The sequence below is a fragment of the Litorivivens sp. genome (genome assembly GCF_041625495.1).
GTDB lineage: Bacteria > Pseudomonadota > Gammaproteobacteria > Pseudomonadales > Spongiibacteraceae > Litorivivens.
Window position 1 is genome coordinate 12,805 of the sequence record NZ_JBFJTH010000004.1, and the last position, 12,823, is coordinate 25,627.

Annotated in this window: 11 protein-coding genes; 6 read left to right on the forward strand and 5 right to left on the reverse strand. The window is 56.4% G+C overall.

Features of this window, described 5'->3' with window-relative positions; all coding sequences use genetic code 11:
* Positions 1 to 2 precede the first annotated feature (2 nt).
* The 4 genes from ABYP39_RS00925 to ABYP39_RS00940 all read right to left on the reverse strand — a co-directional run bounded on the left by ABYP39_RS00925 (position 3) and on the right by ABYP39_RS00940 (position 4,016).
* The gene (locus tag ABYP39_RS00925; RefSeq protein WP_372763866.1) at positions 3 to 1,745 is read right to left on the reverse strand and encodes a carboxyl transferase domain-containing protein; all 1,743 of its coding nucleotides are present in this window, start codon (positions 1,743 to 1,745) and stop codon (positions 3 to 5) included.
* A gap of 90 nt (positions 1,746 to 1,835) precedes the next feature.
* The gene (locus ABYP39_RS00930; protein WP_372780805.1) at positions 1,836 to 2,363 is read right to left on the reverse strand and encodes a glutathione peroxidase; all 528 of its coding nucleotides are present in this window, start codon (positions 2,361 to 2,363) and stop codon (positions 1,836 to 1,838) included.
* Positions 2,363 to 2,995, reverse strand: a complete 633-nt coding sequence (locus ABYP39_RS00935; RefSeq protein ID WP_372748523.1) for a flavin reductase family protein — start codon at positions 2,993 to 2,995, stop codon at positions 2,363 to 2,365. The genes ABYP39_RS00930 and ABYP39_RS00935 overlap by 1 nt, the downstream gene beginning before the upstream one ends.
* A 46-nt stretch (positions 2,996 to 3,041) precedes the next feature.
* Positions 3,042 to 4,016, reverse strand: a complete 975-nt coding sequence (locus tag ABYP39_RS00940; RefSeq protein WP_372780788.1) for an AraC family transcriptional regulator ligand-binding domain-containing protein — start codon at positions 4,014 to 4,016, stop codon at positions 3,042 to 3,044.
* Between the two features lie 101 nt (positions 4,017 to 4,117).
* On the opposite strand from ABYP39_RS00940, the gene ABYP39_RS00945 reads away from it, so the two are divergent.
* The 6 genes from ABYP39_RS00945 to ABYP39_RS00970 all read left to right on the forward strand — a co-directional run bounded on the left by ABYP39_RS00945 (position 4,118) and on the right by ABYP39_RS00970 (position 11,325).
* The gene (locus ABYP39_RS00945; RefSeq protein WP_372749665.1) at positions 4,118 to 5,437 is read left to right on the forward strand and encodes a flavin-containing monooxygenase; all 1,320 of its coding nucleotides are present in this window, start codon (positions 4,118 to 4,120) and stop codon (positions 5,435 to 5,437) included.
* Positions 5,434 to 6,375 (forward strand): bile acid:sodium symporter family protein, encoded by a 942-nt coding sequence (locus ABYP39_RS00950; protein ID WP_372759558.1) that lies wholly within the window; start codon positions 5,434 to 5,436, stop codon positions 6,373 to 6,375. Before ABYP39_RS00945 ends, ABYP39_RS00950 begins: the two co-directional genes overlap by 4 nt.
* Positions 6,365 to 7,321, forward strand: coding sequence for an SDR family oxidoreductase (locus ABYP39_RS00955; protein WP_372749667.1), 957 nt, complete (start codon positions 6,365 to 6,367; stop codon positions 7,319 to 7,321). Before ABYP39_RS00950 ends, ABYP39_RS00955 begins: the two co-directional genes overlap by 11 nt.
* Entirely contained in the window at positions 7,318 to 8,100 is a 783-nt protein-coding gene (locus ABYP39_RS00960; protein ID WP_372780789.1) for an SDR family NAD(P)-dependent oxidoreductase, read from the forward strand. The genes ABYP39_RS00955 and ABYP39_RS00960 overlap by 4 nt, the downstream gene beginning before the upstream one ends.
* The gene (locus ABYP39_RS00965) at positions 8,100 to 8,900 is read left to right on the forward strand and encodes a sulfite exporter TauE/SafE family protein (protein ID WP_372780790.1); all 801 of its coding nucleotides are present in this window, start codon (positions 8,100 to 8,102) and stop codon (positions 8,898 to 8,900) included. The genes ABYP39_RS00960 and ABYP39_RS00965 overlap by 1 nt, the downstream gene beginning before the upstream one ends.
* Before the next feature lie 70 nt (positions 8,901 to 8,970).
* Entirely contained in the window at positions 8,971 to 11,325 is a 2,355-nt protein-coding gene (locus tag ABYP39_RS00970) for a TonB-dependent receptor (RefSeq protein ID WP_372780791.1), read from the forward strand.
* Between the two features lie 84 nt (positions 11,326 to 11,409).
* On the opposite strand, the gene ABYP39_RS00975 is transcribed toward ABYP39_RS00970, so the two are convergent.
* On the reverse strand, positions 11,410 to 12,759 hold the full coding sequence (locus tag ABYP39_RS00975; protein WP_372759563.1) for an alanine/glycine:cation symporter family protein: 1,350 nt from the start codon (positions 12,757 to 12,759) through the stop codon (positions 11,410 to 11,412).
* Positions 12,760 to 12,823: the final 64 nt, after the last annotated feature.

Below are 12,823 nucleotides of genomic sequence, written 5' to 3' on the forward strand. Positions count from 1 at the left end.
ATTCAGAAAAGCGCGGCGATAATCGCATCCCGCGTTTGCTCCGGCTCGATAACCGCGTCAATCTCCAGATAGCTGGCCGCCTCGATGGCCTTACCTTTGTCGTAGGATTCGGCCAGCAAACGATCAAACAAGGCCTGCCGCTCGGCAGGGTCTGCCACCGCTTCAAGCTGCTTACGAAACCCCAGTTTCACTGCGCCCTCAAGCCCCATGGCACCAAACTCACCGGTGGGCCAGGCAGCCGCGTAGACCGGGCGCGCAAAGCTGCCCCCGGTGAGAGCCATAGCACCGAGGCCATATGCCCGACGCAGGAAAATGGCCGCCCAGGGAACCCTCGCCTTTGCTCCGGCTGCAAACAGGCGTGACATGCGACGCACCGCGCCCTCATTTTCGCTATCTGGCCCCACCATAAAGCCCGGGGTGTCCACCAACGACACCAGCGGCAAGTTGAACTGGTCACAGAGCTCGATAAAGTCGGCCAGTTTATCGGCGGCCTCGGAGTCGATAGCGCCGCCCAAATGCTTACAATTACTCGCTATAAGCCCTAGTGGGCGTCCCGCTATTCGCACCAGTGCGGTCAAGGTTGCAGCGCCGTAATTGGGCTTAAGTTCCAACACACTATCGCTATCGCACAGCTGCTCAATAATCTGACGAACGTTGTAGGCAAAACGGCGATCAACGGGCAGGTGCTCACCAATACCCTCTTGATCCGGCCCCTCGCCATCATCAGTGACACCCCGTTGAAAATAAGACAGAGCTTTGCGCGCCAGCACCGTCGCCTCGGCTTCGTTCTCTGCCACCACATCGATGACGCCATTGCGCGTCTGGCTTTCCACCGGACCAATCTGAGTAGGCAGAAAGCTGCCCAGCCCTCCCCCTTCGATCATTGCCGGACCGGCCATGCCAATCCAGGACGTTTTCGTTGCAATGCGAATATCGGCGGCACCGAATAGCGCTGCGTTACCGGCAAAACAATAGCCATTGTTCACCGCTACACGCGGCACGACGCCGCGAAGTCCGGCCCACTGGGCAAAAGACGGCACGTTCAAACCAGCAAACTGAGTGAGCACATCAGTATCTCCGGGACGACCGCCACCACCTTCGGTATACATCACCACTGGCAATGACTGCTGCTGGGCCAGGCTCAGGGCACGATCGAGCTTCTTGTGGTGAAAGTATCCCTGGGTGGCGGCCAGCACGCTATAGTCATTAACAATCACCACCGCCCGTTCACCGTTGAGGTGGGCAGTACCGGTAACGATGCCATCGCCAGAGGTGTTGCGTTTTAACTCATCGAGGTCCCGGTGCTGACGTTGCGCCGCCACTGCAAACTGGCCGTACTCCACAAAGCTGTCGGCATCACACAGTGCAGCAAGATTTTCACGGGCTGTCCGGTAGCCCTTTACGTGTCGTTTCGATACCGCTGCAGTACGGGATGCATCCTGGGTGAGTGCAACGCGCTCGCGCAATTCCAATAGCGCAGGGTGGTCGATATTTTTCCCGTCTGCTGCTGTCGTGCTCACATTTTCTCCCTGCAGCACAAACTCGCACAGGCCATAGCCCTTTTGCACAGTAGCCCCCGCAATAGCCAACCAGCGCTGCACAACGCCAGAGGCCGGCGCGGTCAAGGGTGTCTGGATTTTCATAGATTCGAGAATGGCCAGTTCCTGACCGGTGGTCACCGAGTCGCCTTCGGCAACCAGATGTCGCACCACCACACCAGCAACAGGCGAGGAGAGTATTTCCATTGGACTGATTCGCTTTGTGTAAAACGGCCACATAAGGTGCCAGCGCTAGAGCTGGCATTCAAGCCTAAATCTGCCGGTGTTTATTTACATCTAGAGCAATGGCTTTAACGCTTCAACCAGCTCTGGAGATGTCGGCCGCACCTGGGAAGGAAAACTTTTGACGAACTGACCGTTGCGATCAATCAAATATTTATAGAAGTTCCAGCGCGGTTCCGCTGCACCGCCACCTATCAGCGAGCGAAAGAATCCATTGGCCTCTGTCCCGGTGACACTGCTGCTTTCCAACATGGTGAAGGTCACCCCGTAATTGACATAGCACACCTTGGCGGTCTGTTCGGCGGCGGCGTATTCCTGTCGAAAATCATTTGAAGGAAAGCCCACAATTTCCAGCCCCTGTTCACGGTAGGTCTGATACAGGGCTTCGAGACCTTCAAACTGTGGCGTAAAGCCGCAGCGGCTAGCCGTATTCACCACCAGTAATACCTTGCCGGCAAAGCGTTCGCAAAAGGACACGCGCTGATCGCTGCGCAGCAAGGGGTGCTGATAATCGAGCAAACCTGTACAGTCCGCCCGCGCCAGTGAACCCACTAACAACGACAGCATCAGCGCGATACGCATCAATCAATTCTCCGTGGCGGCAGATCAGGTTTGGCATAGGCCATTCGGCACAGAGGCTGTGGAGCGTAGTAACTGTCTACGCCTGCCAGCGCTACCGAGCCACTGCGATAGAGGTCAATGGAACCGTCATCGCGCAGCGCATTGTCCGGCACCGATACCCACACAACTTCGCCAATAACCATGTGAGTGCCGTTAATCGCAAGTCGCTGCTCTTCCCGCAGAGACAGTCCCAGACTCAGGAACGCTTCTTTAACATAAGGAGCAGCAAAACCCTCGCGATAGGCAGGTGTCAGGCCGCAGGCGGTAAACTCCGATTGCTCTCGCGGATATCGAGCCGCCGTCTGATGGGCCGGTTCAATCAGGGTTTCATGCACGTGACTCAGAGTGTAATGCCCTGTCGCACGAATATTATCCAGCGTATGCCGGGGTGCAACATCCGGCCGCAGAACCAGCATGATCAGCGGTGGATGAGAACCAAGATGGACAGCAGAACTCATGATCGCCAAATTTTCCTGACCGCCAGCACTGCAGGTGCCCACCAGGTTCGCCGGTTTATAACCGGTAAGGGAGTTAACGAATGCGGCGCGATATTGTTTGTCCCAATCGGCCATCGCTTCGGCACTAATATACAAAGGCGTGTTCCTCTCTTTGTCTGGCCCTGTTACGCACGGGCACGGCTTATGGATCGCTCATCGCCACTCGAAACTGGGCCGGGGTGGTGCCGGACCAGCGCTTGAACGCTTTCACAAAGGCGCTTTCATCAGAGAAACCCAAGCGTTCGGCAGTTTGCGCAATGGTGCCACCATCACGCAGGCACTGCTCCGACAGATGCTGAAGCACGGAGGCACGCAGCAACCGAAAACTAGTGCCTTCATCCTGCAGCTTGCGCACCAGATGACGACCGCTAAGACCAAGCTGCTCGGCCACGCGCTCCTTGCCCCAGCGCGGATGCTGACGCAGCAGCTGCTGCACCTGAGCGCTCAGGCTCGCGCTGTCGAGCCCCGCGAGAATGGCGTCGGCCAGTCGCAACAAGTGATCGCGCATGGCGGCATTGGCCTGAATCAGCGGCGTGGCCTGCAAGCTTTCACTGAAACACAGGGCATCGTTTTGCCGGCCAAACAACACATCCACAGCCAACAGGGATTGATAAGTTTCAGGTGCCGCCGAGGGTTCGCTCACAAACTGAACATGACAGCCTTCAAACTTGCCACCGGACACCCAGCGCGCCAGATTTAGCACACAGGCCATAACGGCCTCCACCCGTTCGCGTCGACACCGGGTGTAATGGGGGCTGTAGACCAGATGACAGCGCGTGCCGTGAAATTCCAGGCTGAAATCCCCCCCTTCACCCACAATCGGGTGGTATTCCACCAGCATATCGAGCGCTTCCCCCAGGGTTTCGCAGCTCATCAACAGCATCCCCACCAGATCGAGATGGCCTACGTGCAGTGACAGACCGAGCCGAATTCCTACCAGCGGGTCTTGCGAGGCATGGCAATAGGCCTCCCATACCTCATCCTGCAGTGCCAGAGGAGTACGCCCATCGCCGGGCAGACGCGCCAACAGGCTGTCTGGCAGGGCAATGCCGGCGCGCTGGGCGCTCTGAAGAATCCCTTGGGTAAACTGTTGGGTTACGCTGGGCTGATCGGCCATGTCGTCCTTAATTAACCTGTGTTCGTCCCGAAAAAGCCATCACCTGCATGAACGGCTCTATTATGCTTATTGGCTAAGCATAACACTGCAAAGGATCTGGTATGTATGCTGTGATTGGCGCGGGCCCAATGGGGCTCGCTACTGCGCGCAACCTGCAGAAATATAATCTCCCCTTTGTGGGATTTGAACTGAATAAAGACGTCGGCGGGCTGTGGGATATCGACAACCCCCACAGTACCATGTACGAATCTGCCCACTTGATCTCGTCGCGGCACATGACCGAGTTCGCCGAGTTTCCCATGGCGAAAGACGGTGCGCCCTACCCCCACCACTCCGAGCTGCGCCGCTATTTCAGGGACTACGCCGCCCATTTTGGGCTCTATGACCACTACCGCTTTAACACCCGGGTGGTTTCTGTCGAGCCCGATGGCAACGGTGGCTGGGATGTGACCAGTGAAAAAGATGGTGTCGAGCACCGTGAAAACTTCCGTGGTGTACTGATTGCCAACGGTACCCTCAACCACCCCAACATGCCCGAGTTGCCTGGCGAATTCGCCGGTGAAGTGATGCACGCCTGCGACTATCGCAGCCCCGAGGTATTTGCCGACAAGCGGGTACTCATTGTGGGCTGTGGCAACTCAGCCTGCGACATCGCGGTAGATGCGGTACACCGCGCCCGTGCCGTCGACCTTTCAGTACGCCGTGGCTATTACTTTCTGCCCAAGTTTATCGGCGGCCGCCCTACCGATACCCTCGGTGGAGCCATCAAATTGCCGCGTCGACTGAAACAGCGTCTCGATGCGCTGCTGATTAAAATGGTCGTCGGCAAACCGTCTGACTATGGTTTGCCTGAGCCAGACTACCGCATGTACGAATCGCACCCGGTGATCAACTCACTGGTTTTGCACCATATCGGTCATGGCGATATCCAGCCACGCCGTGAAATCCAGTCGGTTGACGGTCATACCGTCACCTTCAGCACTGGCGAATCGGCTGACTATGACCTGATTCTGATGGCAACCGGTTACCACCTGCACTATCCCTTTATCGACCAGCAGCACCTGAACTGGAATCCTGGCGAGGGGGCCCCGTCGCTGTACCTCAATATCTTCAACCCGAAACAGGATTCTCTGTTTGTCATGGGTATGATTGAAGCGGCAGGGCTTGGCTGGGAAGGTCGCAACGAACAAGCAGAAATGGTGGCCCTGTATATCAAGCAACGCGAAGCCGGGCGCGATTCCGCAACAACCCTGCAAAACAAAATTCGACAATTTGGCGGCGAGCGGCTTGATGGCGGCTACGACTACCTCGATCTGGAACGGATGGCGTATTACGTCCATAAGGACACTTACAAGCAGGCCATACAGACCCATATTCGCGAACTGCGCCGCGATCTGCCCGCGAACGAGCGCCCCGTATGAGCGAATTCGCTCAGGTAGACGTCGCCTTCAGCGAACAAAGCCTGTTTGTCTTGAACGCCATTCTGGCCGGGATGATTTTCGGGGTTTCCCTGAAGCTGACCACCGCCGATTTCGTGCGAGTGATTCGTCAGCCCCGCGCCCCCATAGCCGGATTGCTGGCTCAATTTGTCGTTTTACCGGCTGCCACCTGCGTGTTTACCGCTCTACTGGGGGTGCAGCCGGAACTGGCGCTGGGCATGATTCTCGTGGCCTCCTGCCCAGGCGGGAGTTTTTCTAATGTAATGACCTTTCTCGCCAAAGCCAGTGTGCCGGTGTCAGTTAGCATGACTGCCATTTCCAGTCTCGCCGCGATTGTGATGACCCCGCTGAATTTCACCCTGTACGGCTGGCTCAATCCGCACACCCGGCCCCTGTTGCGGGAAATTTCCCTCGACCCGTTGGAATTGCTGGCTCTGGTCGGTCTGGTGCTGGTGCTACCCCTAATTCTTGGCATGGCGATAGGCCGTCGTCATCCGGCATTGGCTGAACGGGCCGACAAGCCGATGCGCATTATCACGCTACTGGTATTTCTGTTATTTGTGGCAATTGCCTTCTCGCAGAACTTCGACAATTTCGTCCAGTATGCAGGCGTTATTCTGGTGCTGGTCGCCGCGCATAACATCGGCGCACTGGCCATTGGCAACCTGTGCGGGCGCCTGCTGAAACTGCCACTGGCGGAGCGTCGCGCCGTCACCCTGGAAGTCGGCATTCAGAATACGGCACTAGGCCTGTCGATCATCTTTACCTTTTTCCCACAAGCGGGCGGCATGATGCTGATCGCCGGTTTCTGGAGCTTCTGGCATCTGATTGCCGGGCTGACGCTGGCTCTGATCTGGTCGCGCCACTCACCACCGAGCACGTCACTTACCACCACAACGGAGTCTGCCCATGAGCGCTAGCGACACCAGCGGCCATACAGTGTTGATCACCGGGGCTGCCGGCTATATTGGAGCCCGTCTCGCTGAACGCCTGAGCCACTCGATGACCGTTATCGGGGTCGATATCCGAGTGCCTGAACAACCACCGTGCCCCTTCATTCAGTGCGATATCCGCGACCCCAAACTGGCAGACATTGTTGCTGAAAATAACGTTAGCCACGTGGTGCACCTTGCCTCGGTACTGGAGAGCAAAGGCGATACCGAGCTGGATTACGATATTGATGTGAACGGCACCCGCAATGTCGTTTCGGCCTGTGTAAAACACGGTGTTAGGCACCTGACCGTAACCAGCTCCGGCGCGGCCTATGGCTATCATGCCGACAACCCGCTTTGGATTGACGAAAACGACACACTGCGCGGCAACCCGGAGTTCCCTTACTCACTCCACAAAACGCTGGTAGAGGAAGATCTTGCCAAAGCCCGACAAGAGCATCCGCAACTGCAACAGCTGATCTTACGCCCCGGCACGGTGCTCGGCCGGGAAACGCGGAATCAGATCACCAACCTGTTTGAAAAGTCCTATATTCTGGCCATCCGCGGCTCCGCCTCGCCCTTTGTTTTTATCTGGGATGAAGACGTGCTCGACATCGTCGAACTGGGTATTCGCGAATCAAAGACCGGCATCTACAACCTTGCTGGCGACGGTGCCTTGACCATTCAGGAAATCGCTGGCCGGCTCAAAAAGCGAACGCTGACCCTGCCCGCGGGTTTATTACGGCTGGCGCTGCGGATAGCCAAACCACTGGGGCTGACACGCTATTCACCTTCCCAAGTGGACTTTCTGCGCTATCGCCCGGTGCTGAGTAACCGGCGCTTGAAAGAGGAATTTGGCTACCATCCTCAGCTCACTTCCAGCGAAGTGTTCGAACTGTTTGTAGAAAATGCACTTAAGCGGAGTAAACAATGAAAACCGTGCTGATCACCGGCGCCGCCAGCGGACTGGGCTGGGAACTCAGCAAGGTGTTTCATGCCCGCGGCGACCAGCTGCTGCTTATAGACAGAGATGGGGACGGACTATCGCAACGCGCAGAGGAACTGGGCGAGCGAGTGACCACGCTGGCCTGCGACCTCGTTGCTGACACTGCCATCACCGATATCGTTCGCGCTGTCGAACACGCAGGTGCGCTAGATGTTCTCGTCAATAACGCAGGCATTACACAGCGCTCACTCGCCGCCGAAACCGATCCTGCTGTAATGAAAAAAGTGATGGCGGTTGACTGGCAAGCACCGATGGAACTGGCACTAGCACTGCTGCCCGCGCTCTACAAAACCCGCGGCAGTATCATCAATATAGGCTCAATGGCTGGCTGGATGCCGGTGCCCGGTCGAGCGGGCTATTGCAGCGCCAAGTCGGCGTTGGCTCAGTTTTTTGAAGTGCTGCGCATGGAGGAGGCTGCCAATGGGATCCACGTGCTGATGGTTTACCCATCATTTCTCGATACGCCCATTGAGAAAAACGCGTTGGGTGGCGACGGCAAGCCCGCCAAACACGCGCGCTCTACCGTAGGACGCATAGACAGTGCCGGCGCGCTGGCTCGCGATATTGTGTGCGCCCTGGACAAACGCAAGCCACGGCTGTTCCCAAACCGCTTTACGCTATTTGCCAGTATCCTGTGGCGAGTGGCGCCGGGCTTATTCCAGCACATGGCGGGTAAACGTTTTGCCGTAGAACTGGAGCAGCGCTGATGGCAATTGATCCCGCCGTATTCTTCACAAGCTCGTGGCTGGCTAATCCCTGGACATGGCTCGCCCTGTTTGTGTTTACTGCCTACACCATCGAAACGGTCACTGGGTTTGGCAGCATTGTCATCGCACTGTCTCTCGGCGCATTGTTATTGCCCATACATGAAATGTTGCCAGTACTGGTGCCCCTGAACATATGCATGACGGGCTATCTGGCCCTGCGTCACCGCAACAATATTCACTGGCCAACGCTGCTAAAACTGATTCTGCCGATGATGGGCCTGGGCACCCTGCTGGGCTACGGCCTGCGACCATGGCTGGGCGATGCCGCCCTGCGCGTGGCTTTCGCCGTGCTGATTATTTGGTTTGCCGCGCGAGAGCTCCATTTTATGCTGCGCGCCGGTGCTGGCGCTCAACAACGACAGCACAGCAGCTGGTGGACCCGCTGCTGGATGCTGCTCGCCGGCATCTCTCATGGCCTGTTCGCCTCCGGCGGTCCGCTACTGGTGTATTCACTGTCTGGCGTAGCGCTGGATAAAGCACGCTTTCGTGCGACGCTGATCTGCGTCTGGCTGTCACTGAACAGCCTGCTTACGCTAATCTTTGCTATCGACGGTACCCTGCTACCCGCGCTACCTCGCATCGCCGTCTTTCTACCTGTAGTAATCAGCGGCGTAATTATCGGCGAATGGTTGCACCACCGGATTAGCGAGCAGCGCTTTCGACTTGCGGTTTTCCTGCTACTCTTGGTAACCGGAGGCGCACTGCTCATCGCCAGCAGCGCATCGATAATGCAATCATAACGAGATAAAAACAGAAGCGCCCCGATTGATATCGGAGCAACAAAATATCGGCAACACACGGGTATCCAGTATGACTAACAACAATCGTGTAATCCCGCTCAGCCTCGCTCTGGCACTGCTTTGTTCTCCCGCGCTCGGCCAGCAACCCAGAGTTATCGAAGAGGTGGTGGTCACCGCCCAGAAAACCACTCAGAGCTTGCAGGACGTGCCCATTTCGGTAAGCGCGCTGTCAGGCGAATTCATGCAGGACAATGCGATTGGCGACTTGGTGGAAGTATCGACCTATGTACCCAACGTTCGGGTCGAGTTTACCAGCCCATCGTCGCCGCAGGTATTCATTCGCGGCTTTGGTACCAACACCTTCAACCCCAGCTTCGAGCCCGCCGTTGGCCTCGTTCAGGACGAGATATTCTTCGGCCGCGGCACGTATTTCACGGAATCGATGTTTGATCTCGAACGCGTCGAGGTCTTACGTGGACCACAGGGAACACTGTTTGGCAAAAACACGATTGCCGGTGTCTTCAGTGTGTCGAGTAAAGGCGCGCCCGCCGAAGAGGGCACCGAAGGCAATCTTGCCTACAAGCACGGCGATTTTGGCGATACCCGGCTGGAAGGCGCCATAGGTTACCGGTCCAGTCCCAGCTTCGGCATTCGGCTTGCAGCGATGCTGGCGGATAGGGATGGCCGTATGGAAAACACCAAACTCGATCGTAAGGAAGATACACGCGATCAAGATGCCTTTCGCGCCAAACTGGAATGGAACCCGAGCGACGCACTGGATCTTGAACTGGTGGCTCAGACTTCAGAGAGCAACCTCAACTTCTGGCCACGCCAGCTAATGAATCTCGATCAGGATACCCGTGACTATCTGTCGGCGTTCGATCCCGAGATCGAAGACGACCCTACAAACTTTCAGACCAGCTTTAACACCCCCGGTGAGATGTTTATTGGCTCCGATACGGTGCTTATGCGCGGCAACTATTCATTCGGCGAACTGCTAGGCTTGAATGAGCTTACCTCCACCGTGGTAGTCGGCGTTTCATGGCTGGATGTCGAACAGTTTCAGGATCTTGACGTTTCACCAGCCGACCTGCTGAACCTGGATGAAGTAGACGACTACCGCCAGGAATCGCTGGAGTGGCGTTTTGGCGGCCATGCCGACAGCCTGTTTGGGGTGGGCAATCACGTAGAATTTCTTGCCGGGGCTTATTACTTTCAATCGGATTTTCATATCATTGCCGATGTAATCATCGGTCAGGACATAGCGTCCTACGCCACCACCAAGGACGCCCAACAACTGCTCTCCGGTAGCAATACAGTGCCGGGCAATCCTTTGGGCGGTGCTATCGGTGGTTTTTTACCCCCGCTGACCGGCACTGTTAACCCGACCGACTTCTATCGCTTCGATTTCTTTCAGGATACCGAAGCACTGGCCCTGTTCGGACAGCTGGTGTGGGACCTCACTGAGAAGTGGACACTCACCCCCGGCATTCGCATCAACCGCGAAACAAAACTGTCTACACCTACGGGTACCAGCGTTTGCACAAACAAAGGTACTGCCCCCTGCATCACCTCAACCGTGATCAGCGCTAACGACTACGCGCCGGGCGAGATCGAGCGCACTGAGAACAATCTGTCGCCTAAAGTGGCGCTCACCTACTACATCAACAACGACATCTCAATGTACGGCTCGTGGTCAAAAGGCTTTAAAAGTGGCGGGGTAAATTCGATCTCATTTACCGGTGAGGAACTGGAATACGAACCGGAAAAAGCGCAGAGCTGGGAACTGGGTCTGCGCAGCCAGCTGATGAACAACACCCTCAAGTTCAATGCTACAGCCTACCGCATGGAGTTTGACGACTTGCAGGTGCTTGCCTTTAACGGTCTGTTTTTTGATGTTACCAATGCGGCATCAGCCATTTCGCAAGGTCTTGAGCTGGACATTCAGTGGCTGACTCCCTACGCCCCGTTGACCATCAACAGTTCTCTGGGTTATCTCGATGCGACGTATGATAAGTACCCATCAGCACCCGCCCCGATTGCCGAAGGCCAGGGCGCACAGCAAGATCTGGGAGGCAAGACACTCGCCTTCGCACCCGAATACAACGGCACCCTCAGCCCAGTACTGGAATACACGTTTGGTAATTTCCTGTTAAAAACGGCGCTTAACATTAACTATCAAAGCAGCCACTTTACCGATACGGACCTGGACCCCAACACAGAAATTCCCTCAACGGTCACCTATTCCGCGCACATATCGCTGAAGAGTCTCGACGGTGGGTGGGCCATCAGTATCGGCGGCAAGAACCTGACCGATGAGCGTGAACTCAATCAGGTCATTGATACCGCCATGTTCCCCGGCACCTACAATCCCAGCCAGAATCCAGGACGGGAATTGTTTACCAAAGTTAGCTTTCGCTGGTAGCCGTAGCCGATTGAAGAACCCGCAAAACCGGCGCTACCAGACAGCATCATCGGGTAGGCGCCGGGCTTGCGCCGAACGAGCCAACTACGCAGTGAAATACTGCCGCGCCGCCTGGTTTACTTTGGGCGCCAGCAGCAGGGCAGATATCATGGTGGGAATCGCCATCAGCGCGTACATGGAATCCACCACGCTAACGATTACCTTAAGCGACGCCACGGCTCCCAACACGACTAACACTGCATACAACCACACATAGTGCTTTTGATACTCAGCGCCAATCAGAAAGCCCAGACACTTGCTGCCGTAGTACCAGAACGTAAAGACCGTGCTCATACTCAGCACCGCCACCAAAATAGCCAGCAGCCACGCCCCGCCAACCGGAAACAGCAGGTTAAATGCCTGAGCCGTCATTGTTACACCATTGACATCAGCGCTTTGCCATACCCCACTGATCAAGATTACCAGCGCTGTGCAGGTGCAGACTATGAGCGTGTCGATCACCGGGCCCAGCATGGCAACCAGGCCCTCGCGCACAGGCTCTGCGGTTCTGGCCGCACCGTGTGCCATCGCTTCGGTACCAATACCGGCCTCGTTAGAAAAGGCAGCGCGCCGAAAGCCAGTAATGATCACCGCGCCCAGCACACCACCGGCAGCCGCTTCGCCGCTGAATGCATCACTGATAATTAAGCGAAAGGCCGCGGGCACCGCCTCAAGATGCATTATCAACACCGCAAAAGTCAGCAAGAGATAGCCCGCCACCATCAGCGGCACCATTACCGCCGTGACGCGGGCAAGTCGCGGCAGCTGACCCAGCGCAACCACGATAACCACCAACGCCAACAGCAGCCCCAACGTCAGCTCAAACAGAAAATAGGCCTCGCTGGGCAAGCCCGCGGGAACCGCAATCGTGTCGCGCAGTACCTGAACCAACTGATTGACCTGAAATACAGGCATCGTGCCAAACAGGCCTGCCAGAGCAAAGAAATAGGCCAGCGGTCGCCAACGCGGGCCAAGGCCTTCGCGTACCACGTACATGGGGCCGCCCTGCCATTCACCCAGACTGTCTTTTCCGCGAAACATCACCGCCAGCGAACAGGTATAAAATTTGGTAGCAATACCCAGCAACGCGCTCATCCACATCCAGAAAATGGCACCTGGGCCACCCATCGCTATCGCAATAGCCACTCCCGCCACATTTCCCATACCCAGAGTTCCCGACAGCGCGGTACTCAAGGCCTGGAAATGGGAAAGCTGACCGGGTTCATTATCGTCAGCGCGACGAGCCAGCAACTTTATGCTTTGCGGTAAATAGCGATAGGGCAACAGCCGGGAATAGAGCAAAAAGAAAATTCCACCACCGGCCAGCAAGGTCACCAGCGGCGGCCCCCATAAAAAGCTGGCCAAATCGCTTAAAAAACGCTGTAAATCATTCATGGGGCGCAAAGCTTACGTGAATGCATAACATCGGGCAAAACCTGATGAAGCCCTATCACCCATT